The organism is Paracoccus sediminilitoris (assembly GCF_003259195.1).
Classification (GTDB): domain Bacteria; phylum Pseudomonadota; class Alphaproteobacteria; order Rhodobacterales; family Rhodobacteraceae; genus Paracoccus; species Paracoccus sediminilitoris.
In genome coordinates this window covers 1-25,069 of the sequence record NZ_QJPK01000033.1, presented here as the reverse complement: position 1 = coordinate 25,069, position 25,069 = coordinate 1, and the positions used below count along the sequence as shown (strand labels likewise).

At 65.0% G+C, this 25,069-nt stretch carries 20 protein-coding genes; 9 read left to right on the top strand and 11 right to left on the bottom strand.

From position 1 onward, the window contains the following. Positions 1–196: 196 nt before the first annotated feature. Genes DKT70_RS16280 through DKT70_RS16265 form a run of 4 tightly spaced genes read left to right on the top strand, consistent with a single transcriptional unit; the run spans position 197 to position 6,561 of the window. Positions 197–1,819, top strand: coding sequence for an IucA/IucC family protein (locus DKT70_RS16280; RefSeq protein WP_111560132.1), 1,623 nt, complete (start codon positions 197–199; stop codon positions 1,817–1,819). Then, a complete protein-coding gene (locus tag DKT70_RS16275) occupies positions 1,809–4,535 on the top strand; it encodes an IucA/IucC family protein (protein WP_111560131.1) in 2,727 nt (908 codons plus the stop codon). The genes DKT70_RS16280 and DKT70_RS16275 overlap by 11 nt, the downstream gene beginning before the upstream one ends. Next, a complete protein-coding gene (locus DKT70_RS16270; RefSeq protein ID WP_111560130.1) occupies positions 4,532–5,764 on the top strand; it encodes a DUF6005 family protein in 1,233 nt (410 codons plus the stop codon). The genes DKT70_RS16275 and DKT70_RS16270 overlap by 4 nt, the downstream gene beginning before the upstream one ends. Continuing rightward, entirely contained in the window at positions 5,761–6,561 is an 801-nt protein-coding gene (locus tag DKT70_RS16265) for a sugar phosphate isomerase/epimerase family protein (protein ID WP_158530125.1), read from the top strand. Before DKT70_RS16270 ends, DKT70_RS16265 begins: the two co-directional genes overlap by 4 nt. Positions 6,562–6,627: 66 nt before the next feature. On the opposite strand, the gene DKT70_RS16260 is transcribed toward DKT70_RS16265, so the two are convergent. Further along, positions 6,628–8,553 carry a TonB-dependent receptor domain-containing protein gene (locus tag DKT70_RS16260; RefSeq protein WP_158530123.1) on the bottom strand — a complete coding sequence of 642 codons (1,926 nt, stop codon included), beginning with the start codon at positions 8,551–8,553 and terminating at the stop codon, positions 6,628–6,630. Positions 8,554–8,711: 158 nt separating this feature from the next. Beyond that, entirely contained in the window at positions 8,712–9,284 is a 573-nt protein-coding gene (locus tag DKT70_RS16255) for a cupin domain-containing protein (protein ID WP_111560127.1), read from the bottom strand. 129 nt (positions 9,285–9,413) lie between these two features. Between DKT70_RS16255 and DKT70_RS16250 the strand changes: the two genes are divergently transcribed. Then, positions 9,414–10,697, top strand: a complete 1,284-nt coding sequence (locus tag DKT70_RS16250) for a 4-aminobutyrate--2-oxoglutarate transaminase (RefSeq protein ID WP_111560126.1) — start codon at positions 9,414–9,416, stop codon at positions 10,695–10,697. Then, positions 10,694–12,172, top strand: coding sequence for an NAD-dependent succinate-semialdehyde dehydrogenase (locus tag DKT70_RS16245; protein WP_111560125.1), 1,479 nt, complete (start codon positions 10,694–10,696; stop codon positions 12,170–12,172). Before DKT70_RS16250 ends, DKT70_RS16245 begins: the two co-directional genes overlap by 4 nt. Positions 12,173–12,214: 42 nt before the next feature. On the opposite strand, the gene DKT70_RS16240 is transcribed toward DKT70_RS16245, so the two are convergent. From DKT70_RS16240 to DKT70_RS16215, 6 genes are all read right to left on the bottom strand, one after another. Beyond that, positions 12,215–13,147, bottom strand: coding sequence for an MYG1 family protein (locus DKT70_RS16240; protein WP_111560124.1), 933 nt, complete (start codon positions 13,145–13,147; stop codon positions 12,215–12,217). A gap of 115 nt (positions 13,148–13,262) precedes the next feature. Beyond that, on the bottom strand, positions 13,263–14,015 hold the full coding sequence (locus DKT70_RS16235) for an ABC transporter ATP-binding protein (RefSeq protein ID WP_111560123.1): 753 nt from the start codon (positions 14,013–14,015) through the stop codon (positions 13,263–13,265). A 3-nt stretch (positions 14,016–14,018) separates the two neighbouring features. After that, positions 14,019–14,906, bottom strand: coding sequence for an ABC transporter ATP-binding protein (locus DKT70_RS16230; protein WP_111560122.1), 888 nt, complete (start codon positions 14,904–14,906; stop codon positions 14,019–14,021). Next, positions 14,903–15,814, bottom strand: a complete 912-nt coding sequence (gene nikC, locus DKT70_RS16225) for a nickel transporter permease (RefSeq protein ID WP_111560121.1) — start codon at positions 15,812–15,814, stop codon at positions 14,903–14,905. The genes DKT70_RS16230 and nikC overlap by 4 nt, the downstream gene beginning before the upstream one ends. Further along, positions 15,811–16,899, bottom strand: coding sequence for an ABC transporter permease (locus tag DKT70_RS16220; protein WP_111560120.1), 1,089 nt, complete (start codon positions 16,897–16,899; stop codon positions 15,811–15,813). The genes nikC and DKT70_RS16220 overlap by 4 nt, the downstream gene beginning before the upstream one ends. A 10-nt stretch (positions 16,900–16,909) precedes the next feature. After that, positions 16,910–18,508: an ABC transporter substrate-binding protein gene (locus tag DKT70_RS16215; protein ID WP_199559631.1), complete on the bottom strand. Its 1,599-nt coding sequence runs from the start codon at positions 18,506–18,508 to the stop codon at positions 16,910–16,912. Between the two features lie 334 nt (positions 18,509–18,842). Here DKT70_RS16215 and DKT70_RS18685 point away from each other — a divergent pair, with 334 nt between their 5' ends. Beyond that, complete coding sequence (locus DKT70_RS18685) at positions 18,843–20,714, top strand: Hint domain-containing protein (RefSeq protein ID WP_111560119.1); 1,872 nt, start codon at positions 18,843–18,845, stop codon at positions 20,712–20,714. On the opposite strand, the gene DKT70_RS16205 is transcribed toward DKT70_RS18685, so the two are convergent. Next, positions 20,711–21,583, bottom strand: a complete 873-nt coding sequence (locus tag DKT70_RS16205; protein ID WP_158530121.1) for a helix-turn-helix domain-containing protein — start codon at positions 21,581–21,583, stop codon at positions 20,711–20,713. The genes DKT70_RS18685 and DKT70_RS16205 overlap by 4 nt on opposite strands. Positions 21,584–22,164: 581 nt before the next feature. Between DKT70_RS16205 and radC the strand changes: the two genes are divergently transcribed. Both radC and DKT70_RS17850 read left to right on the top strand, forming a co-directional pair. Then, positions 22,165–22,938 carry a RadC family protein gene (radC, locus tag DKT70_RS16200; protein ID WP_407672231.1) on the top strand — a complete coding sequence of 258 codons (774 nt, stop codon included), beginning with the start codon at positions 22,165–22,167 and terminating at the stop codon, positions 22,936–22,938. A gap of 168 nt (positions 22,939–23,106) precedes the next feature. Further along, positions 23,107–23,295: a hypothetical protein gene (locus DKT70_RS17850; protein ID WP_146612665.1), complete on the top strand. Its 189-nt coding sequence runs from the start codon at positions 23,107–23,109 to the stop codon at positions 23,293–23,295. Between the two features lie 542 nt (positions 23,296–23,837). Here the strand turns inward: DKT70_RS17850 and DKT70_RS16195 are convergent. Continuing rightward, positions 23,838–24,161, bottom strand: coding sequence for a hypothetical protein (locus DKT70_RS16195; RefSeq protein ID WP_146612664.1), 324 nt, complete (start codon positions 24,159–24,161; stop codon positions 23,838–23,840). 232 nt (positions 24,162–24,393) lie between these two features. Next, positions 24,394–24,873: a hypothetical protein gene (locus DKT70_RS16190; RefSeq protein WP_146612663.1), complete on the bottom strand. Its 480-nt coding sequence runs from the start codon at positions 24,871–24,873 to the stop codon at positions 24,394–24,396. Positions 24,874–25,069 lie beyond the last annotated feature (196 nt).

Here is a 25,069-nt window from a genome sequence, read left to right as displayed (position 1 = left end):
CCATAGGGCATCCTTCCATTCCTTCGAAAGGATCACACCATCAAACCGTGGGATCAAACACCTAGGCGAGACATCATGCCACATCTTCGGGTTTTAGTTGACTGTTATAGTAAAGAATATTAACCGGCCTTGAGCCAGCACCTGCCAGCCTTGTGATTTCCCTGCGGTCCATCCCGCGCGAACCTCAGAGGCTGACATGCTGCATTCCGATCCCTGCCGGACCGCCGACCCCGACCATCTGGCCGATCTGGCCAGTCTGCGCGCCCTGCTGATCTGCGCCGTGCGCGAACTGGGCCTTGACCCCGATCGCATCCCGACCCCTGAAGGTCTCCTGCAGGTTCGCACCCAGCAGGATCTTGCGACCGGATTGGGGAGTCTGCAGACCCTGACGCTGGAGGGGGCGCAGGGCACCACGACCATTGACGCAGGTCATGCATTGCGGCTGATGATGGCTTGGGTCGCGCAGTCATATGGCCGCCCGGCCAATCAGCTGATGGCGCGCATAGCCGACAGCCGCGACCGAATGGCGGGGATGTTGCCCGCGCGGATGGCCGATCCGCAGCCCCAGCTCGATTTTTTGACCGCTGAACAGGCCCTGCTGTTTGGACACTGGATGCATCCCTGCCCCAAGGCCCTGACGGGCATGACTCGCCCCGAGCAACGCGCCATGACCCCCGATTGGCATGGCCAGCTGCGGCTGCATGCGCTGTCGGTCCGCGCCGACCTGATCGAGGCCACCGATCCCACCATCGCCCGCGACCTGCCCGGCATGGAGGTCGATCCGGGGGCCGGGCGCATCATTCTGCCTGCCCATCCGCTGACCTGGGACCGCGCCAAGGCCGATCCGCAGATTGCGGCGCTGCTGAAGGCGGGCGATATCATCGATCTGGGTCGGGTGGGGGATCCGTGGTGGGTCACGTCGTCGGTCCGCACGCTGTGGCGGGGGGATTGCCGCTGGCAGGTCAAGGTTTCGCTGCCCGTGACGATCACCAATTCGCAGCGCGTGAACAAGCGCCATGAATTGCTGGCCGGTGCCGCCATGGCGCGGCGCATCGGCGGGCTGATGGCGCGCTGCGGCCCGCTGCGGCTGATCGGCGATCCGCATTGGATGACGCTGCGGCTGCCGGGCCGGGACGAATCCGGTCTGGAAGTGATCTTCCGCGACAATCCCTGGCAGGGCGGCAAGGTGATGCAGGTTGCGGGGCTGGTGGCGGAGCCCCTGCCCGGGCGGGCGTCGCTGTTGGCGCAGGTGATGGCGGGCCACGATGCGGCGCGCTGGTTCGACGCCTATCTGGCCTGCGCCGTCGCGCCCCTGCTGCGCATCTATGACGCGACCGGAATCGCGGTCGAGGCGCATCAGCAGAATGCCCTGCTGGACCTGTCGCACGGCCTGCCGCGCCGCTGCGACATCCGCGACAACCAAGGCTTCTATGTCGCTGAGGATATGGCCGATGCCGAACTGCGCGCCATCGCGCAGCTGGTCTATCCCCGGTCCGAGGCCGAGGACGCGCTGACCTATACCCTGATCGTGAACCAGGTCTTTGGTGTCATCCACCGCATGGCGCTGGACGGGATCATGACGGAAAGCCACGCACTGGACCGGCTGGCGGCGCATCTGCGCGGGCTGGCCGACCTGCCGGGCCATGGCGGGCGGCTTGCCGCGCGCTGGCTGTCGGATGCAGATCTGCCCGCCAAGGGCAACATGCTGACCCAGCTGGGCGGCACGGATGAGTTGCTGATCCCGGGCGAACGCGCGCCGATGATCCGTGTCCCGAACCCGCTGCCCCGTCATGCCAAGGTAATGGCCGATGTCGCCTGAGACCCGTGCCCTGCGCCAGACGATCGAGGCCCTGGCCTTCGAAGGCATCCTGACGCCCTGCCCCGGCGGCTGGACCATCGGCGGTGTCACGATCCTGGCACCCTATCGCCTGCAGATGACGGGCCGCATCCGCCTGCTGGGCGATCCGCTGGGGCATGCGGGCGGGCCGCTGACGCAGGACGATCTGGGGCGCGGGCTGGCGCAGGGGGGCCATGACCCCGCCCCCCTGCTGCGCGCCATGCACCGCAGCGCGCATTTCCTGCGCGCTGCCGGTCCGCCGCGTCCCGACCGCCTGTTGTTGCGCGCCCTGCCGCTGGAAGCAGCCTTGTCCGAGGGGCATCCCTATCACCCCGGCTTCAAGGCGCGGATCGGCTTTACGGATGCCGATAACGCGGCCTATGCCCCGGAATTCGGCGCGCCGATCCATCCGCTGTGGCTGGCCGTCGATCCGGCCCTGATCACCCGCACCGGCAGCGATGTGGCCGCAGGCCTGGCACCGGATGGTGCGATGCCCGTCCACCCCTGGCAATGGGCGCGGCTGCGCGACGAACCCCTGATCCGCGCCTGGCTGGATCAGGGTCGCTTGGCGGTGCTGGACCATCAGGGCCCGGCGATGCAGGCGACGGCGTCCCTGCGGACCCTGGCCGTGCGAGAAGGTGGCGATCATCTGAAACTGGCGCTTGGGGTCGGGGTCACGTCCTCGGTCCGCGATCTGCTGCCTTGGTCGGTGGGCGTCGCGCCCGCGATCTCGGGGTGGCTGATGCGGGTGGTGGACAGTGACCCGGCGCTGGCGGGTCTGACCATCCTGCCGGAGCATGGCGCGGCCATCGTGGGGAGCGACCGGATCGGCGGGCGGCTGGCCGTCATCCGCCGCAGCCCGCCCCCCGATGACGCCCTGCCGCTATCGATGCTGTCGTTGCGGGACCCCGACGGGCGGGCGGTCATCGCGCCTTGGCTTGCGCGCCACGGGGTGCGGCCTTGGGTGGCGCGGTTCCTGGCGGCCCTGCGCCCCATCTGGCACCTGATGACCCATCACGGCATCGCGCTGGAGGCGCATGGCCAGAACATGCTGATTCGCCAATCGGATGGCTGGCCCACCGGTCTGGTCGCCCGCGATTTCAGCGAAAGCCTGGAATATGTCCCCGGCCTGCTGGCGCGTCCCGACTTGCTGCCCGACCTGGCCGCCATCGAACCCGCCATGTCCGATGCCCCCGATGGTCTCTATCACCGGATGGGGTCGGCGACCGATCTGCGCGACCTGGTGATGGATTGCCTGGTCACGCATGTGCTGTCCGACATGGCCCACATGCTGCACCGGGACGGCACCCTGCCCGAGGCCGAATTCTGGGCCATGGCCCGCGACGTGCTGCGCCCCGCGCCGGGGTTCGAGACCGACCAGCCGACCTATCCCGCCGAAAGCCTAGCCGCGCGCATCCTGGGCGTGACGGCGACCCACCCTGCCCCCAACCCGCTGAGGATTGCTGAACCGATGGCCGATCTCTTTTGTCTTGATGACCGCATCGTGGACCCGAACGATCCCGCCCTGCCCGACCTGCTGCAGGGCCGCGACCCCGAACGGACGCGGATCGGGCTGCATATGACGGACAAGGCCGCCTGCCTGTCGCAGATCCTGCGGCTGCGCGATGCAGGGGCGTCCTGCTATCCCATCCACCCCGAGACGCCCCGCGAACAGGGCCGTCAGATGGCGCTGCGTGCAGGTTGCAATGCGATCGCCAATGATGCGGGCATCGATGGTCTGGATCAGGATGCGCCGCATTGCCCCGGTGGCGTGCTGGTCCAGACCAGCAGCGGCACGACGGGTGCCCCCAAGATCATCGCTCGCAGCTGGGCCGCCATCCGGACCGAGAGCGAGGCCTATATCGCGGCCTTCCCGCAGGCCGCCGAGATGACGCCCGTGATCGCGGCACCGATCACCCATTCCTATGGGCTGATTGCGGGGGTGATGGTGGGACAGGCGCGTGGCCACCGGCCCGTCGTGCTGGACAGCACCAACCCCAGGACCATCCTGCGCCAGCTGAAGGCGATCAACCGGCCGCTGCTCTATGCGGCGCCGCCGCTGCTGCACATCCTGTCGCGCTTCGCGGGCAAGGGCGGGCTGCACGCGGTCATGTCATCGGGAACGGTGCTGCCGCAGGGCTGGTTCGATGACATCGGCGCGGCCTGCACGCACCTGTTCCAGCAATATGGCTGTTCCGAAACCGGCTGCGTGGCGATTGCCAGCGCCCCCGTCGGCCCGCAGGACATGGGCGCGCCACTGCCCCATGTCAGGATCACGGCGGGTCGGGACGCGCCCGGCCCCGTCACCATCCACGGCGCGGGCGATCCGGTTCCGACGGGCGATCTGGGGGTCATGGATGACCGCGGTCACCTGATCTATGCCGGGCGCGCGGCCGAGGTGATCGACGTCTCCGGCCTGAACATCTATCCCGACCAGATCGAGGCCGCGGCCTTGTCGCTGGCGGGTATCCGGGACGCCGTCGCATTCGCCATCCCCGACCCGGTTTCCACGCAGCGCCCCGCGCTGGCCTATGTGGGCGATGTGCCCCCCGACATGCTGGACGCCCATCTGGCGCGGATGTTGTCGCCCCGCCAGCGCCCTGCCCGCCTGATCCCCATGGAGAAGCTGCCGCGCGGCGCGAATGGCAAGATCGCGCGCCGCAGCCTGGCCGAAACCCTGACCGAGGTATCCGCATGAACCAGCCCGCCCCCATCCCCACCCCCGATGATGCCATGGCGGCCATCCGGGACATCCTGGCCGGGCCGATGGCGAACCCCCGGATGGCCGCTTACGGCCCGAACGCCCGGCTTGGCCATGACCTTGGCCTGGATTCCGTCGCGCTGATGACGCTGATGCTGCATCTGGACGAGGCGGGCATCGAGATGGCCGAAGACACCTTCGACCGCGCGCCCGGCATGACCGTCCGCGCCTTGGCCGAGGCTTTGGCAGGCGTCACCCCGGCGAATGACGAACCCGTGGACATCAAGGTCCATTGCGTGGTCAGCTGCCTGTCGCAGGCGTTGAAGGACAAGGGCGGCATCGATCACCGTCCCCTCTATATCGGGCTTTGGGATGGGCAGGTGGTGGTCGATGACCGGATGCGCCTGTCCTATCATGCCACCGATATCGACCACGGCTTCTATCTGAACTGGGCGCAGCGCTTGTTCGGGCTGCGGGTCACGCCCTGGTACGACGATGCCGCGTCCAAGCAGGACAACCTGGCCCGCCTGGAACAGCTGCTGGCCGATTGGCGTCCGGGTCTTTACATCATGCCGATGGTGGACATGTTCCTGCTGCCGACCCGCGACAACAAATTCGCCCAGGACCCTTTCCCGCATTACGCGCTGATCCAGCCGACCGCCGATCCCGACACCTGGCTGATGCGCGATCCGGATTTCCGGTGGGAGGGCGACATCCCCGCCGCCGATCTGCGCGCGGCCTTCCTGCGCGACAGCGTGGCCGGGGGATATGTCTTCGACAATGCCGACGCCCATCCCGCCAGCGATGCCGACATCCAGGCAATCCATGATGCGTCCTTCGATGCCCATGCCGTGCCGCTGTTCGACGCCATCACCCGCATCGTCCAGGCTCATGCGACCCATCTGCCCCGCCCCGACCTGGAGGATGCGCTGCGAGAGCTGCCGGTCATCGCGATCCGGAAATATGCCTATGAACATGCGCTGGCGATCTTTGGCGACATCGAGGGTGCCGATCACGATGCTTTCGAGGAATGCTGCGACCGGATCGCGGCGCTGCATGGCGGGCTGAACGCCGTCCATCTGCGCGCCGTGGCTTTTGCCCGGGGCGGTGATGCAGACGATCTGGCCCGCGTGATGCAGGATCTGGATGCGCTGGCGACGCTAGAACGCGGCATCAAGGCCACGGTGGCACAATGGCACGCCCGCTGGCAGGGACGCCGGGCATGAGGGTCCACGCCTGTTCCGTCGCCCTGCGCCATGACAGGATCACCGCGCAGGGCTTGGCGACCCAGGTTCTGGACGCAGGCTTTGACGGACTGGAGATCTGGGGGCCCCATGCGGAAGCACTTCATGCCGATTGGGCAGCCCTGGCGCGGCGGCCAGTCGTTCCGATGCTGTCGGGATACCTGCCGGTCGGCACCCCTGCCTTTGACCCAAAGGATGCGCTGCGGCTGGTGGGGCTGACGACCCGCTGGGGGGCCGGGCGGCTGCGGCTATTCGCAGGCAATGTGGGCTGGGACGCGGCCAGCAGTGACGACCGGGCCGCCATCACCCGCGACCTGCGCATCGTGGCCGACATGGCGCAGGATCACGGCATCCGCATCGCGATCGAAACCCATCCCGGCACGCTGGCCGACAGCCTGCCCGCCACGATGGCGCTGATGCAGGGGCTGGACCATCCGGCGGTCGGGCTGAACGTCGATATCCTGCATGTCTGGGAGGGTGGCGCCGACCCGCTGGCCGCCCTGCCCGAGTTGGCCCCCCATCTGCTGCACCTGCACCTGAAGAACGTGACGGCGCGTGATCGGCTTTCGGTCTTTGCCCCCCAGAACGTCCATGATGCCGCTGGCAGCCGTGACGGGATGTGCCCCCTATTCGAAGGCGTGCTGGATTACCGGACGATCCTGTCCAGGGTCCCGGATGATGTTGACATGTCTCTGGAATGGTTCGGGCCTGCCCCGATGGCGACCATGACGGCCGATCTGGGCCGCATCAGGTCGCTGGTCGCCCGCCGCGCGGCCTGATGCAGGATCGCGCAAAGGGCCCGGCGATCTGCCGGGCCCTTGCCATTTGCGCCGATCGCGCCGTTGTCAGAAACGGACGCGGGCGGACAGGCCAATGCTGCGACCGGGTTCCTTCTGGCCCAGGATCTCGTCGAAATCGCCGCCATAGCTGGCGCGATCGACATAATCGCGGTCGAACAGATTGTTGACCTCGGCGCGCAGGGTGACATTGGAATATTGCGCGGGTTCGTATTCGGCAAAGACGTCGACGACGGTATAGCCGGGCCAGTCACGGGTCGCATCCACGCCCTTGCCGTCCTCGTCCAGCGTGTGCTGCACGACACCGCCCAGTTCCAGACCGGCCATGATCTCGTGGCGGGCCTCCAGCGTCAGGATGCGGCCCGGAACGGTGCCCAGGTCCAACAGGTCATAGGTGGTGGCGTCCCCGCCATCGACCTGTACATCCGTATCGCTGTAGCGCAGCGTGGCATAGCCCCCCAGCCAATCCTGACGGGCCGACAGGCGGAAGCCCTTGGATTCGACGTCATGCACGGCCAGCTTCTTGCGGGCATCGTTCAGGCGGGTTCGGAACAGCTCGGCCCCCAGGGTGGTGTTGCCGGTGGTCCACTCGGTCCCAAGAACGACGTTCTGCGCGCGGGTGTGGTGCAGATCGTGATAGGCCCCGGGAAGCTGATAGGCATCATAAAGGTCATAGACAGCAGCCAGCGGCGTGCCCCCAAAGACCGTCGAATACCCGGCATTCAGCGCCAGCGCATCGGTCGCGTGCCAGGTGACGGCGGCATTGGCACTGGCACCTTCGGTATCGACCGACTGGCCGCCCGCACCGGTAAAGCGGTTCCAGTCATAGCGCAGGCCGGCGCTGTAATCGAACTGGCCATGCGTCCCACGTGCCTGCGCGAAGGCGCCGGTATTGGTGACGTCCTCCCGGAAGGAACCGGCGGTGCCGCGGAAGACGCCATCATAAGTGGCCTTGCTGCGGCTGTTCTCGACCCCGGCGGTGATGTCCATCATGCCAAGCGCGAAATGGTTCTGCGCCTTGATCGTCAGCGTGTCGGCACCGCCCTTGTTGAAATCGCCGCTGAGGCTACCATCGGCATTAAGGTCATAGGTGTCCAGATCGCTGCGGGACTGGGTGACGACGAATTCCGGATCGACAAGGCCATCCGCCGACAGGCGGCGCAGGCGCAGGGTCTGGGTCGTCTGCTTCAGCGCATAGCGACGCGGATCGTTGGGACGACCGACCAGACCGCCGAAATTCGCGCGATAGGGGCGCAGCGCGTCGTCCTGGACCTGCAGGGCACCGAATTCGGCCCGCCAGTCGCCCATTTGGGCGCCCAGCTTCAGCGCATAGCTGTTCAGGTCCGCCCCAGAATAGGCGACGTCATCGCCGGCGCCGTCCTGGTAATCATCGCCAGTCGCGCGCTTGGCATAGACCAATGCATCGACGGGACCCTGACGCCCATAGAGCGTCACCGACCCCTCGGTCGTTCCCCCGTTCGAGGCGTAACCCGTCGTCACCTGCCCGCCATGGGTCTGGCCATCCTGCAGCATGTCCAGCGCGGACTTGGTCTCATAGGCGATGCTGCCCGCCAGCGCGCCAAATCCTGCATCGGCCGGTGCCACGCCCGCATCGACGCGCGCGGCCTTCAGCAGGTTCGGATCGATGATGTTGGTGCCGGTATGGTGGAACATCCGGTTGTTCAGGGCCGCGCCATCGACGGTGACGGCCAGCTGCTGCTGGTCGATACCGTTGACAAAGACGCGTTCGGTCACGGTCATGCCGCCGCCGACGATGACGCTTGGTTCGGCGCGAAAGATGTCCTTCATGCTGCCGGTGCGGGCGTCGTCCAGCTGATCGGCGGTCACCGACACCTGGCTGGTACCCTGTTCATCGGCCTGAAGGACGATCGGCTGCAGCACGACGGGGTCGGCGGCGGTCTGCGCGAAAGCGATTGCGGGAAGTAAGGCAGTGCCAAGCAAAAGCGCTGCCATGCTGGGTCTGGGCATGGGTCGTCTCCATCGGGTGCGTGAACGGCTGGCGATGGCGACGATGCGCGCGGGCTTGCTGCATGGGCGTCTTTAGTCGGATTGCACCCCGCTGTTAAGAGGGTTTTCACAAACCCGTGCATTTCCGCGGGGGCGGCTGGCATTCAGAAGGTCGGCGGCGTGCAGGCGCTGACCAGCACGCATTTCTCCGGTCCGACCTGGCGGAACCTGTGGGGGGCGCGGCTGTCGAAGTAATAGGCGTCCCCCGGCCCCAGGATCTTGCGCTGCGGGCCGACGGTCACCTCGACCCGGCCCGACAGGACGATCCCGGCTTCCTCGCCCGCGTGGCCATACATGACGCGGCCCGTATCGGCGCCGATGTCATAGGTTTCGCGCAGCATCATCAGTTGGCGTCCGAAAAGATTGGCCCCCACCTGCTTCAACGACAGCTTGCCCTTGCCGATCTCGGTCAGGTCGCTTTCGGAATAGAAGCTGACCTGTTCGGGGTCGGGTTCGAAGGCGAAGAATTCCGATAGGCTGATCGGGATGCCGTCCAGCACCCGACGCAGCGCCCCGACCGAAGGGTTCATCTTGCCGGATTCGATCAGCGATATGGTGGAATTGGGAACGCCGGTCAGCTTGGCCAGCGCCCTCTGCGAATGCCCGGCGCGTTCGCGAACGAAGCGCAGGCGCAATCCAAGTTCGGTTTCGGGGGGCAAAGCGTTAATGTCGTTCATGATTCACCTACGGATCATTCTGCCCGTAACCATTACAATGACTTGGCTGATCGAAGAAACAGACTTTCGCAGAAAACCTAACGTTCTATCATGCCGTCATCATCACCACCCATGGACAGGACCTGACCGATGAAGAATGCAGAGATCTCGAAGCGGCGCGACGCGGCCATCTCGAACGGGGTGGGCATGCAGACGCAAGTCTATGTCGAGCGCGCCCTGGGGTCCGAGGTGTGGGACATCGAGGGCAACCGCTATATCGATTTCGCCGCCGGCATCGCGGTCGTGAACACCGGCCACTGCCATCCGCGCATCATCGAGGCGGTGACGAAGCAGGCCCAGGCCTTCACCCATACCTGCCATCAGGTCCTGCCCTATGAGAATTACATCCACCTGGCCGAGCGTCTGAACGATCTGGTGCCGGGCGATTTCGCCAAGAAGACCGTCTTTGTCACCACCGGTGCCGAGGCCGTCGAAAATGCCATCAAGGTCGCCCGCGCCGCCACCGGTCGTCCCGCCGTCATCGCCTTCGGCGGTGCCTTCCACGGGCGCACCTTCATGGGCATGAGCCTGACGGGCAAGGTCGCACCCTATAAAAAGAACTTCGGCGCGATGATGCCCGACGTCTATCACGTGCCCTTCCCGATCGAACTGCACGGCACCTCGGTCGCTGAAACGATGGGCGCGCTGCACAAGCTGTTCAAGGCCGACCTGGACCCCGACCGCGTCGCCGCCATCATCATCGAACCCGTGCAGGGCGAAGGCGGCTTCTATCCCGCCCCTGCCGAACTGATGCGCGATCTGCGCAAGCTGTGCGACGATCACGGCATCCTGATGATCGCCGATGAGATCCAGACCGGTTTCGCCCGCACGGGCCGCATGTTCGCGATGGAGAATTACGACGTCGTCCCGGACATCACCACCATGGCCAAGGGCCTTGCAGGCGGCCTGCCCCTTGCCGCCCTGACCGGACGGGCCGAGATCATGGACGCCGCCCAGCCCGGCGGCCTTGGTGGCACCTATGGCGGCAATCCCCTGGGCATCGCCGCGTCCCACGCCGTCCTGGACGTGATCGAGGACGAGGATCTGTGCAACCGCGCCAATGCCCTGGGCTCGCGGCTGAAGCAGCGGCTTGAATCGATCCGCGCCCGCGTGCCGGAAATGGTCGATGTGCGCGGCCCCGGCTTCATGGTCGCCGCGGAATTCAACATGCCCGACGGCAAGACCCCCAACCCCGACATGACCAATGCCATCCGCGCCGAGGGGCTGCGCCGTGGCTTGGTCCTGCTGACCTGCGGCGTCTATGGCAATGTCATCCGTTTCCTTGCGCCGCTGACCATCCCTGACGACATCTTCGCCGAGGCGCTGGACATCCTCGAGGCATCGATCGATGCCGTGAAAGGGGCCGCAAAATGAACATCGCCACCAGCCCGAAACCCCTGACATTGAACGACCCGTCGCTTCTGGAAACGCGCGGTTTCGTGGATGGCCGTTGGATCGACGGCGCGGCCCGCTTTGACGTGCAGGATCCGGCGACCGGCGCGTTGATCGCCCAGGTCGCGGACCTGACCGTCGAAGATACCGCCGCCGCCATCGATGCCGCCCATCGCGCCGGTCCCGATTGGGCTGCGATGACGGGCAAGGAACGCTCGGCCATCATGCGCCGCTGGCACGACCTGATCGTCGAGAATGCCGACGATCTGGCCACCATCCTGACCGCCGAAATGGGCAAGCCCTGGCCCGAGGCGCGCGGAGAGATCGTCTATGGCGCGTCCTTCATCGAATGGTTCGCCGAAGAGGCCAAGCGCATCTATGGCGACGTCATTCCCGGCCATCAGCGCGACAAGCGCATCATGGTCCTGAAGCAGCCCATCGGCGTCGTCGGCGCCATCACGCCCTGGAACTTCCCGAACGCCATGATCGCCCGCAAGGTCGCGCCCGCGCTGGCCGCCGGCTGCACTTTCGTGGGGCGGCCTGCCGATCTGACGCCGCTGTCGGCCATGGCCATGGCGGTCCTTGGCGAACGGGCGGGCATTCCTGCCGGGGTGCTGAACATCATCCCCTCGACCGATGCGGCGGGTGTGGGCCAAGAGCTTTGCGCCAATCCCAAGGTGGCCAAGATTACCTTCACCGGATCGACCCGCGTCGGCAAGATCCTGATGGAGCAGAGCGCCGGGACCATCAAGAAGATGTCGCTGGAACTGGGCGGCAATGCCCCCTTCATCGTCTTCGACGACGCCGATCTGGACGCCGCGGTCGAGGGCGCGATGATCGCCAAGTTCCGCAACAATGGCCAGACCTGCGTCTGCGCCAACCGAATCTATGTGCAGGCGGGAGTCTATGACGCCTTTGCCGAAAAGCTGGTCGCGGCCGTCGCGGCGTTGAGGGTCGGCAACGGCTTTGAACAGGGCATCACCACCGGCCCGCTGATCAACGATGCGGCGGTCGCCAAGGTCGAAAGCCATATCGCCAATGCGCAGGGCAATGGTGCGACGGTCCTGACCGGCGGCGCGCGGTCCGATCTGGGCGGGTCGTTCTTCCAGCCCACCGTGATCCGCGACGTGACCCGCGACATGCTGGTCTGCCACGAGGAAACCTTCGGCCCGCTGGCCGCCCTGATCCGTTTCAACACCGAGGCGCAGGCGATCGACATGGCCAATGACAGCGAATTCGGGCTGGCGGCCTATTTCTACAGCCGCGACCTGAACCGAGTCTGGGGCGTGTCCGAGCGTTTGGAAAGCGGCATGGTCGGGGTGAACACCGGCCTGATCTCGACCGAGGTCGCGCCGTTCGGCGGCATCAAGCAGTCGGGGCTGGGCCGCGAAGGGTCGAAATACGGGATCGAGGATTACCTCGAGATCAAGAACATCTGCCTTGGCGGCATCGGCTAAGGACGGACCCCGCCGCGCCCGTCACCGGGCGCGGCGCAGGCATCATGCCTGCACGACCTCGGCTTCGGCAACGGCCAGTTCGGCCATCTTCATGATCGCCTCGCGCGTGTCGGCGACGGCGATGAAGCGGCCGTTGTGACAGAATTTGGCGCCCTTGACGCCGGATGCGTCCTCAAGCTCATTGTCGGTCAGGCCCGCCCATGCGGCGGGCAGGTCGGCGCGCTGTTCGAACCCGTTCTCGGACAGGCGGATGCCGGTCAGGGTCCAGCCGTCCGAGCGGGGCGTCGCCACGAACAGCAGGTGGTCGGCCCCGGCCTTCAGGACCGCCGACCGAAACGGCATGCCCATCGGCAGTTCCAGGACCTTGCCGTCCCCTGCCCGTTCGATCGCCGCCATCACCATGGATTCGGCGCGCAGTTTGGATGCCTTGCGCTGGATGCGGGCCTCGACGAAGGCACGGGCGATCTGTAGGGCGACGTGGAAGGCCCGGTCATCGGCATCGGGGGTCTGGTTGTCAAAGACCGGCTTGAGGCTCTCCAGCAGCGCGGGCAGCGTCATGTCCGACAGCATCGCGCCGGCGGCTGCAGTTGCCATAACGCCGTTATCCACCAGGTCGATGGGCAGCACGAAGCCTTGGTCGAAGGACCGGAAGACCTCGGGTCGGTGATCCTCGGGGATGTCCAGCGCGGCCAGGTAATTCATGCCGAAATGCCGCCAGATCAACCCGAAGGAACTGAGCGGATGACCTTCCTCGCGCAGCGGTGCGTCGGGCTGGTGGTGGTCGAAGATGTTGCGATCGGCATCATAGTCGCGACCCACGTCATAGATGACGCGCCCCTCGGCGGGGGTGGTCAGGTCGCGGTCGCGGGTGCGGATCACCGCAGCATCGGGGAACAGCCGGGTCAGGATGACGCTGGAGAGCAGTTCATCGGCGTGAAACGAGCCGGAATGGGTGACAAGCTGGGTGATGGCCATGGGATCGGTCTTTCGGGTCTGGCGCAAGGGCGCGATGAAACGGCATCGCCGCCCGGACCTTCAGGACCAGACGGCGTTTGCGCGGCTCTTAGCGCGAAACGGGGGGTAATCTCAATCAGGCAGGCTGATAGCCGCTGGAGGCGCGGATCAGGTGGCGGGTGTAGTCCTCCTCGCCAGCACCCCGGCGCAGGGTATCGACCGACATCACCTCGACGATGCGGCCATGCTGCATGACCGCCAACCGGTCGCACATATGCCCCACCACCGACAGATCATGGCTGACCATCACATAGGTCAGCCCGTGTTCGGCGCGCAGGTCGGCCAGCAGGTTCAGGATTTCCGCCTGAACGCTGACATCCAGCGCGCTGGTCGGTTCGTCCAGCAGCAGCAGGCGCGGTTCGGCGGCCAATGCCCGCGCGATGGCCACCCGCTGGCGCTGGCCGCCCGACAGCTGGTGCGGATAGCGGAAACGGAAGCCCTTGCCCAAGCCGACATCGTCCAGCAGGCGGGTGATGCGAGCATCGATATTGTCCATGCCTTGCAGGCGCAGCGTCTCGGCCAGCACGGCGTCCACGGAATGACGCGGATGCAGGCTCGCATAGGGGTCCTGAAAGACCATCTGCACCGTCTTGAAGAAAGCACGGTCACGGCGGTCGGATTTCAGCGTCCTGCCATCCACCGCGATGTCGCCCGACCATGTCGGGATCAGGCCCGCGATCGCCCGCAGGATGGTCGATTTCCCCGACCCCGACTCGCCGACCAGGCCAAAGCTTTCGCCCGGCTGGACCGAACAGGTGGCATCCTTGACCGCATCGACCCGGTCCGGCGGCAGACCGAACCAGACGTTCAGATTGTTGACGGTCAGCATGGCTTACAGCCCTCCGGGCAGGTCGGTATCGGCATGGGGCATCAGGGTTTCCCCATCGCGCCAGCTGTCCTGGCGCTGCAGCACCGGCAGGCGGTCGACCGGCGCCTCCAGCCGCGGCAGGCTGGAGAGCAGCCCTTGGGTATAGGGGTGGCGCGCCTTGTGCAGATCGCGCGCCGCCAGCGTTTCCACGATGCGCCCCGCATACATGATCAGCACGCGGTCGCAGAACTGCGCCACAAGGTTCAGGTCATGGCTGACGAAGATCAGGCCCATGCCCCGGTCGCGCACCAGCCGGTCCATGATGTTCAGAACCTCGGTCCGGACCGAGACGTCCAGTGCCGATGTCGGTTCATCCGCTATCAGGATGCGCGGATCGGGGGCCAGCATCATGGCGATCATGATCCGCTGGCCCATGCCGCCAGACACCTCGTGGGGATAGGCGTTCATCACGCGTTCGGGGTCGCGGATCTGCACGGCCTCCAGCATCTCCAGCGCCTTCTGGCGGGCGGCGTCGCGGGGGGCCTTGGCGTGCAGGCGATAGGCCTCGATGATCTGCTGGCCGACGGTCATCACCGGGTTCAGGCTGAACTTGGGGTCCTGCATGACCATGCTGATGCGCCCGCCGCGGATCTGGCGCATCTGGCGGTCGGGCAGGTTCAGGATCGACTGCCCCTCCAGCGTCATCGAGGTCGCCGTGACCTGACCGGGGGGGCGGACCAGGCCCAGGATGGCGCGGCCCGTCATCGACTTGCCGCTGCCGGATTCACCTACCACCCCCAGACGTTCGCGGCGCAGATCAAAGCTGACCCCGCGCACGGCCTGAAAGCTGCCCTGACGGGTCGGAAAGGTGACGCGGAGGTCGCGCACCGACAGAAGTGGGGCGTCGGTCATGACTTGTCTCCTTTCGGGTCAAGGACGTCACGCAGCCCGTCGCCCAGCAGGTTGAACGCGATCGAGACGGTAAAGATCGCCAGGCCCGGCATGGCGGCGACCCACCAGAAATCCAGGATATAGGTCCGACCGTCCGAAATCATTGCCCCCCATTCGGGCATCGGCGGCTGCGCGCCAAGACCCAGGAAGCCCAGGCCCGCGGCCGACAGGATGATCCCCGCCATGTCCAGCGCCACCCGCACGATCAGCGAACTGACGCAAAGGGGCCAGATATGCCGGATCAGCAGGCGGAGGCGACCGGCCCCCTGCAGGCGCGCGGCGGCGATGAAATCGGCGTGGCGGATGGTCAGCGTCTCGGCCCGCGCCAGACGGGCATAGGGCGGCCAGGCGGTCAGCGCCAGCGCCAGCACCGCGTTCCCGATGCTGGGACCAAGTGCCGCGACGAAGGCCAGCGCCAGGATCAGCTTGGGAAAGGCCAGGAAGATGTCGGTCACGCGCATCAGCACCTGATCGACCCAACCGCCCGCAAAGCCCGCGACGGTGCCGATGAACAGCCCGATCACCGGCGCGATCAGCGCCACGGTGCCCACGATGAACAGGGTGATCCGCGACCCATGGATCAGGCGGGACATGATATCGCGCCCCAAGCCATCGGTGCCCAGCCAATGGGCCGCCGACGGGGGCTGCAACCGCGCGCCCAGATCCTGGGCATAGGGGTTCTGCGGCGCCAGCAACGGCGCAAAGATCGCCATGCCGATCAGCAGGACCAGAATGATCAGCCCCACCATGGCCAGCTTGTTGGACCGGAAGGTCAGCCAGCCCTGATAGATGGCCCCCAGACGCGCCTGCTGGCGAGTCTGGGGGGCGTCCGACAACAGCCAGTCGCGACGGGATATGGACTTGCTCATTTCGACCTCGGGTCAAGAACGCGGTACAGCAGGTCGCTGAAGAGGTTCAGGACCACGAAGCAGACGCCGACGACGACCGTGCCGCCCAGGACCGCGTTCATGTCGCCCGACAGAAGGCCGCGCGTGATGTAGCTGCCAAGACCGGGCCAGCTGAAGATGATCTCGGTCAGGACGGACCCTTCCAGCAGCGAACCGAAGGACAGGGCGATGACCGTGGTCAGGGGAATGGCGATGTTGCGGAAGGCGTGACGCCAGATGACCGCGTTTTCCGACATGCCCTTGACGCGGGCGGTGATGACATATTCCGCCGACAGCTGTTCCAGCATGAAGCTGCGCGTCATCCGGCTGATATAGGCCAGGCTGTAGTATCCCAGCAGGCTGGCCGGCAGGATGATGTGGCTGAAGGCGTCGCGGAAGGCCGCCCAATCGCCGGCCAGCAGGCTGTCGACCAGGATCATGCCGGTGACGCTTGGCACCATGCCGTCATAGATGATGCCTTGGCGACCCGGCCCCCCGACCCAGCCCAGGATGCCATAGAAGATCAGCAGGCCCATCAGCCCCAGCCAGAAGATCGGCATGGAATATCCGACCAGCGCCACGACGCGGGCCACCTGGTCGATGATGCCGCCCTTGCGCGCGGCGGCGATGACGCCCAAGGGGACGCCCACGAAGATGCCGATCAGCGTCCCTAGGGTCGCCAGCTCGAACGTGGCGGGGAAGACGCGCTTGATATCCTCGGCCACGGGTTGGCCTGTCGATATGGACCTGCCGAAATCGCCGGTCAGCACATCGCCGATATAGCCGAAGAACTGCACGATCAACGGGCGGTCCAGCCCCATGGCGACATAGGCTGCGTCATATTGCGCCTGCGTCGCGCGGTCGCCCACGACCTTCAGCACCGGGTCGATGGGCATGACACGACCGATGATGAAGGTCACCAGCAACAGGCCCAGCAATGTCAGGGCCAGCGACAGGACGGTGCCCGCGATGCTGCGGGCGCGGCGGCGGCGCAAGGCGTTGCGGGCCGAGTGGTCGGGACGGTCTGCGCCGGGGGTGTTGCCCCCGGCGCCCGTGTTGTCGGTCATGGCCACAGGCTTATTCGCCCTTCGTCACCTGGCGGTAGATGACCGAGGTGACGGCCCCGCCGCTGAACCAGTTTTTAACATTGTCCTGCAGGCCCGCCTGTTCGATGCGCTGGAACAACGGGATGATCGGAGCCTCGGCCTGGTACTGGGCCTGGATGTCCTTGTACATCTGGGCGCGCTTGTCGGCGTCTTTCTCCAGCGTCGCGGCGACGGTCGCCTCGTTCATCTCCTCGGGGACGGCATAGGCGTTGCGCCATGCCAGAAGACCCACGGCCTGCGCTTCGTCGCTGTTGTCGGGGTTATAGGCGAAGGTCGCGGCATTGGTGTTCGGGTCGGAATAATCCGGGCCCCATTCGCCGATGAAGATCGGGACCTCGCGGGCGCGATAGGCGTCCAGAACCTGCGCACCGGTCATCTGCTCGATCTCCAGCGTCAGGCCGGCCTGTGCCATGGATGCCTGCAGGGTCTGCGCGACATCGATATATTCGCGCAGGTCGCGGATGCGGGTAGTGATTGTGCCGCCCTCGATGCCCGCATCGGCCAGGATCTGCTTGGCCTTTTCGACGTCATACGTCCAAGGCTGGTCCTCCAGCACGCCCAGATAGCCAAGCGGCAGGAATGCCTGGTGGGTGGTGAACTGGCCCTTCAGGAAGCTGCCGGTGATGCCTTCGTAATCGACCAGATATTTCATCGCCTCGATCACGGCGGGGTTGGACAGCAGTTCGTCCTTCTGGTTCAGGCCCATATACATCATGCGGCCGCGCGGTTCGTCCTGGATCTTGACGCCCTCGACTGCGCCGATGCTTTCGACATCGGTGGGGGTCAGGTTGCGCGCGACATCGATATCGCCCTGTTCCAGCAGCAGGCGCTGCGCGCTGGATTCGGCCACGTTGCGCACGATCACCCGTTTCATCGCGGGCGCGCCCTGCCAGTAATCCTCATAGGCGGCCAGCTGCACGGCCTCGTTCGGGCGCCAGGCGGCCAGCGTATAGGCGCCGGACCCAGCCTCGTTCGTGTTCAGCCAGCCGTTGCCCAGATCGCCGTCCTGTTCATTGGCAAGCACGGTTTCCTTGTCCACGACGCTGGCGATGTTCGCGGTCAAGCAGTTCAGGACGAAGGACGGCGCATAGGGCTTGTCCATCACCAAGGTCAGCGTGTTGCCGTCGGCGGTAATCTTTTCCTCGGCATTGTCGGCGGTAAAGCCGAACTGCGTCAGGATGAAGGCGGGGGTCTTGTCCAGCTTGACGGCGCGTTGCAACGACCAAGCGGCGTCCTCGGCGCGGACGGGATTGCCGGAATGGAAGGTCACCCCTTCGCGGATCGTGAAGGTAATCGACAGGCCATCCTCGGATACTTCCCAGCTTTCGGCCAGGCTGGGCTTGAAGCCCGCATCCATGTCCAGCGGGTCGAAATCGACCAGCCGGTCATAGGTGTTGTTGTTCACGTCATTGCCCGAAAACTCGAAGGATTGGGCAGGGTCCAGGCTGATGATGTCGTCGATGGTATGGGCGACGACCAGCGTATCGGCCGGGGTCTCGGCATAGGCGGCGGTCGACAGCGCAAGGGCGGATGCCAGCAGCGCGGCGCGCGTGGTCAGGTTCAGCGTCATGATGGGTTTCCCTGAAGGTTATTTTTCGGTCCCGCTTGGTGCAGGGTTCATGACGTGCAGGTTGGCGCATGCCCGTCATCCTTGCAAGTGTCCTGCAAGGCGCGCCGCTGGCCTAAACCCAGCCCAAGCGCCGATCACACCAGATTAGTGTACAACAACCCTGAATTGTGCAGTGTTAATCCCTGGAAAATGCCATTTTGATTGCAGTTTTGACAAAAACTACACGCTGCGGATGTGAATTTCTTGATTTGATTCATTCTCTGACCCAGCATGGCTTGGTTAACGGCAACTGGCGGCACCGCTATTCCGCCGCTTCAATCAAGAAGGTGCGCCCATGACTTTGGTCATCGTAGATCCCGCTTCGGTTGAATTGGAACATCTGAGTGCAGTGGACGTGAAGTTTTCGGGCGCCCATATCGGAGGGGGGATATATTTCAGCGCCAACCACGATCCTGCCCTGGGAGGAGGCAGCAAGGCCATTCCGCAGCGCAGCCTCGATGGCGAGGCACCCCAGCACAAGACCAACGAATACGAATTCACCCTTCGCGATGGCACTGCGCCCTGGACAGCCTATCGCGACGATCTGGACGGCGATGGCAACAAGGATTTCATCAAGGCCGGTTTCGACATCGGGTTGCAAGTGGGCCACCGGCTGACTTCGACCGGCGATTTCTATGATGGGCCTGCCGCGCCATTGCTGATCGCCAATGATCCGGGCGATCTGACGGGAACCGTGACCATCACCGGCTATCCTTCGGCGGACGGATCGCTGAACGGGATGGATGGCGTGCTGCACGAAACCACCGGTACGCTGTCTCAGGGGGGATATACCGAACAACAGGTCAACGGCGATGTCGGCGGCTATTTCACCATCCAGGGCGCCGAGGTCCTTGGCGGCATGAGCGGTTCGGGAAGCTATCTGGATTTCGATCCCGATGGGGACGGCCAGTCCCAGACCTATCTGATCGGCGCGGTCGCGCGTTCGGGGACCATGACGGACAGTTCGGGAAATGTGGAGAGTTTCGCGCAATCGACGTCCTTTTCGCCTCATTACGCGGATCTGGCGGAAACAATTCAGTCGCTGTCATCGGCGAATGCCCGCGTGGCCGATGATTTCCCGCGCATGACGATGTTGTCAGCGCAAACCGAGGGTGCAAGCGCCACCACCGTTCAAGGCCAGTTCTTCCACGAAGATATATATGGCGGCATCAATGATGACACGCTTCTGGGAGGGGGGGGCGACGATTACCTGTGGGGGGGCGCGGGCGACGACCTGCTGGAGGGCGGCACGGGCAACGACACGCTGGATGGGGGCAGTGGCAACGACACGCTGTCCGGGGGGGCGGGCGCGGACCTGTTCCGCATCCACCCCGACGGCACCACGACCATTACCGACTTTTCGGATGCCGATGGCGACGTCATTGATCTGGGATCACATTTCAAGACATTGGATGCGGTGGTCGCGGCCGCGACGCAGATGCCGAACGGGTCGCTGATGATCGCCCTGCCCCCTGAATCGGGTGGTGGCAGCATTCACGTTCTGGACACCAGCATGGATGATCTGACGGCCATCAACATCAACGTCGTCTGCTTTTGTGCGGGAACGCTGATCCACACGCCACAAGGCGCCCGACCGATCGAGACCCTGTGCGTGGGCGACCTGATCACGACCCAGGACGGCACCGCCCTTCCCCTGCGCGCCATCAATTGCCGGACATTGGGCGTGCAAGAGATTGCGGCGCGCTCCCATCTGTGGCCCGTGACGATCAGGGCCGGCAGCCTTGGCCCGCAGGTTCCCGCGCAGGACTTGCACGTATCCCCGCAGCACCGCATCCTGGTGGACAGCGCCATCGCCCGACGCATGGCAGGTGCGGCGACTCTGATCCCGGCCAAGGCCCTGCTGTCGATGCCCGGCATCACCCAGCCATCCCCTCGCGGGCCGGTCAGCTATCTGCATCTGGTCTTTGACGGGCATCAGGTGATCTGTGCCAACGGATGCTGGTCGGAAAGCCTCTTTCCCGGCGATCAGGCCATGCGGTCCCTGCCTGCGCGGCTCAGGCTGGAATACGCACAAATCTTCCAGTCATCCGAAAGCCGCGTGGCGGCGCGACGGTTGGTCCAAGGCGCCAAGGCCAGGCGCATGGTGGCTCGCCATGTGGCCAACGGGCGTGCGATGCAGGAGACCCAAGCCCAGCTGGCCCCCTAGGGCCAAGCGGCAAAGGTCGTGCCGGTGTTCTGGGCGGCGGGGTCGCGGCGCTGGCGGTTCGGGGAATGCCCCGTCATGCGCTTGTAGAAACGGCTGAAATAGGCCGGATCGGAAAAGCCAAGGTTTTCGGCGATATCCGCGATCTGCATGCTGGAACTGGCCAGCAGGACATTGGCCTCCTGGATGATGCGGGCATGGATCAGCGCCAGGGGCGCCCGTTCCGTCGTCTTGCGCAGAATCGCGCTGAGTCGTTCGGGCGTGATCTGCAATTCCTGGGCATAGCGCGCGATCGGCCATTGGGCGCGCAGGTTCTTTTCCACCAGCTGCAGAAAGCGCACCGCGATCATGCGGTCAGAATTCTGGGCCGAATGGTCCAGCGGCCGCGTCAACCGCCAGATATCGATGCACAGGACCGCCGTGTGGTGTCGCATCACTTCTAGATGGCCGGGCTGTTCGGCCTCGATCTCGGCGCGCAGGCGGTCAAGGCCGCGATGGAACTGTTCGGCGAACCCGCGATCGAGATCGGTCGAGACAAAGGGCAGCATGATGATCGAACGCAGGCTGTCGGCCATGGGTCCGGCAGCGATGGCTTGGGCGATGCCAACCTCGGACAGGGACAGGATCATGCCGCGTGTGCCGGCCTGCATGGTAATCGAATTGCCGGTATCGGCAGGCAGCCAGATGATGCAGGGGGCCGCGAAGGGAACGGGGCCGTCCTTCAGGTGCACCGTTCCCTGCCCCGACTTTATGGCGACGGCGTGGTGCCGCCTGTCGCGAAAAGACCGCGCCCCGGCCGTCAACTGGCTGTGGATCGGCAGCACCTCGACCTCAGGCGCGGCGGTGCCATTGGTGTCTCGGGCATAGGTCATACGGTCACGTCGCCCCAATTCGACACCGAGTTCATACGCAATCCGATCCTGTCGCCATCGTCTTTCGGCCCTGTCTTTCATCCATCCAAGGAACGAGTTTGAAACATAGTTTCTTGTACAAACATAATCAATGACCCGGCGTCATACGCCACTGCAGCTCCCTTTGTTCCCCATCATCAATCTTACCACGAGCGCCGTGGAACTGAGGGTCATCAATTCACGCATAGCTTGCTGAACGGGCGGATTTCCCTTTGCTTTGGGCAGGATGGCTCGCACACGACATGTGACGGCTAACGGCCCGAGCTGTGACGCAGTCGTGCCCCGGAATTAACGTTTTCTTTACCCTGATCGGGCAGCTTGGCAAGGAAAGGCGGGCGACATCCCGGCGGCCGCCTTCTGGACGAAAACACGACTGGACAGGATGGATGACGGATCGGTTCGAACCTAAAGGCGACCCCGCCCCGATCGCTGAGCAGAGCCTTGATCGGATGACAGGGTCCGGGCGGCGACAGGGCGGCTTTTCCGAGGAGGCGATGGCGGGGCTGGCCGATCTGGAGGCGCGCCTGCCGCCGGCCGATGCCATGACCGAACCTGCCTTTGCGCCATCCTTTCGCATGACCGACCGCCTGAGACCGGACGCCGCAGCAGGGGGCGGGTTGATCCGCGCGGCCAATGGCACCGCCCGTCCGCATTACTGGGGGCACCGAGAGCGGCTTCGGACCCGGTTTCTGGCCAGCGGCCACGGTCCGATGCCGGAATATGAATTGCTGGAATTGCTGCTCTTCAACGCGATCCCGAAGATCGACGTCAAACCGCTGGCCAAGCGCTTGCTGGAGGCCTTCGGGGACCTGAACGGCGTGATCGCCGCATCCGAGCATCGCATTCTTCAGGTCGAGGGCGCAGATCGCTGGGTCTATCTGCAGCTGCGCATTATCGATGCCTTCGCCCAGCGCATGGCCCAGGCCAAGGTGCTTCAACGCGAGGTCCTATCATCCTGGGACGAATTGATCGCCTATTGCCGGACCTGCATGGCCCATCGCGGGACCGAGCAGTTCCGCGTGCTGTTCCTGGACCGCAAGAACACCGTCGTCGCCGATGAAGCACTGGGCACGGGCACCGTCGGACATGTCCCGGTCTACCCGCGCGAGGTCGCAAAGCGCGCGCTGGAGCTGGAGGCCAGTGCCGTCATCCTGGTGCACAACCACCCCTCGGGCGACCCAACCCCCAGCCGCGATGACATCACCATGACGGCCCGCGTCATGGCCGCATGCGAGGCGATCGATGTCACGGTCCACGACCATGTGATCATCGGCAAGGATGCAGAAACGTCCTTCCGGGCCTCGGGCCTTTTGTAAGCGGTGGCCTGATCTTCAAAAGTAGCGGTCTGCGTCAGTCGACCGGTGAAGGCCCAGCCGGTCGGCATGTTTTCGTTTCCTGTGTCGCAGATCTAAGGGCGCATCGCATTCCGGCCTGTCCATAGAGCTATCTGTCTTCACGATGCCATCCGTGACAGTGCTGATCGGATGCCGAATGGCGGCACTTTTGTTCTCGGTTGGGTTTTGATGATGAAGAAGACATATGATGCACCGGCGTTGCGCATCCACGGCACATTGGAGGATCTGAACCACGGCCTGGGCAGTGGCAAGGGTTTTCCCGGCAAGGGTCATGCATGTGGCCACGATAAGAAGCACCAGGAACTGACCTTCTCCTGATGAACAGCGCGGGGGTCGGCGGCCTGTCCGTCGCCCCCATCGGGCATTGCGCCTGCCCCCCGGGTCGCGTCATTTGTTCCAGCAGGTTGATCCGCAGCCCCAGGTCGATCCAAACATCCGTTCCGCCATAGGCGTCGATGATGGACTGGCGTTCCTGGGCACAGAGGCCCAGATCCAGAATGGAGAGCGGAGTCCAGACCTCGGCGCGCGTGATGCGGTCCTCTCGGGCGGCGCCCAGAAACATCGCGCCTGTGGTGCGGGTCTTGGACAACCGGAGCGTCACCGGCTGCTCGCCCAAGGTTCCGGACCAACTGGCCGCCACCAGAGTGCACAGTGTGTTCTGCCCCGTCACACGTCCCTCAGAGAGACGTCCAACCCGAAGACCCCCGCCTTAGTCAGCGTATGGCTGTTCGGGTGGATAGCATCCTTGCGATAATCATCCTGATGCGTTCGGGCCAACGTGACCTGCGCCTGGTGGAAGCCGATCGGAGCGCGGAACAGCCGCCGTATGCCGATCTGGCTGGTCTTGGCTATTTCGGCATCTACGCTGTCATGATCGTAAAACCTGACAGGCAGCCCTCGACCCATGTCCAGCGATGCAGCGGCCGGTCGGCACAGGCACGCGCCTCTGCAGACAGGCGATGAAACCCATGCTTCGGTTCGGCCTCGACACTGTAGCTGTGGGTCAGATGCAAGCGGGCCGCGCGACCGAAGGACAGGCTTTGCAAACCGGCATAGCGCAGCCCCATCATAAAACCCGATCTTGCCCGCGAATCGTCGGAGATCCGAAAGGTTAGTCCACCGATGGTGATGCGGTCCGACGGAATGCCGCCATTGACGTTCGTGTCATGGCGCAACAGCGGCACCAGCGCATGTCCCGATGACAGGGGCTGAAGAGCCGGACCCGCGGGGTCGTGCAAAAAGCCCTGCAGGCCCAGAAGGGCGCGGCCCGCCGACGACACCCGCGTCTCGGTCCCGGTCAGCGCGAACAGGGCCAGATCGGGCTGACCCTGCCGAAAGGCTAGCCCGGCATCCTGCGCCCACCCATAGCCGGGGCCGCAGATCAGCAGCCCCGACAGTCAAGGCGCATAAGGTTCCTCATGTCAGTTCCGGTCGCGCTGTCCGCGGAACACCAGCGACCCGGCCCGGCGCGTCCACGCCCCCCGCAAGCGTTCCACGCGCAGTCCCCGAGAAGTCCGAGCCGTCGATGCGGTCATCCGTGACCCTCAGTTCCCCTACCAGCTCGCGACCGTAGCTGGTGTTGAAATCATTCATTTCGCCCCGGATCGTGCCGACCGCGAAATCGGCATCCAGATCCAAGACGCCGATGATGTCGGACTTTTCCAGGGATGCGGGTCCACCGCCAAATGCAAGACCGACGACACCGTCATATTCTGCCCTGCCCCGGACCGGCATCGATACCGCCGACGTCTGCGCAAGGTTCTGGGTCTTGGCGACGATGCGGACCGTGCGCGCGGCGTCATCGTCGTAATCGGCCAGTGGGTCATGGTTGTCGCCACCACCGCTGCCGCACGCCGCAAGGGCCAGCAGGCCGCCCGGCATCATGAACACTACCATGGATGATTCTCCGTCATTGCTTGTGTTCGCCCCCTTTCTGCATGACGCCTGCTGACAGCGACCTGATGGCGGCTGTCAGCAAGCTAACCCCCTGCCCATAACCCTCACTGACCTCTTGGGACTTCCAGCCTGTTCAGTCCCGGCATCTGGTGGATCGGGTCGAGGATGAATCTGTCTGGCTCTGATGTCCATATCT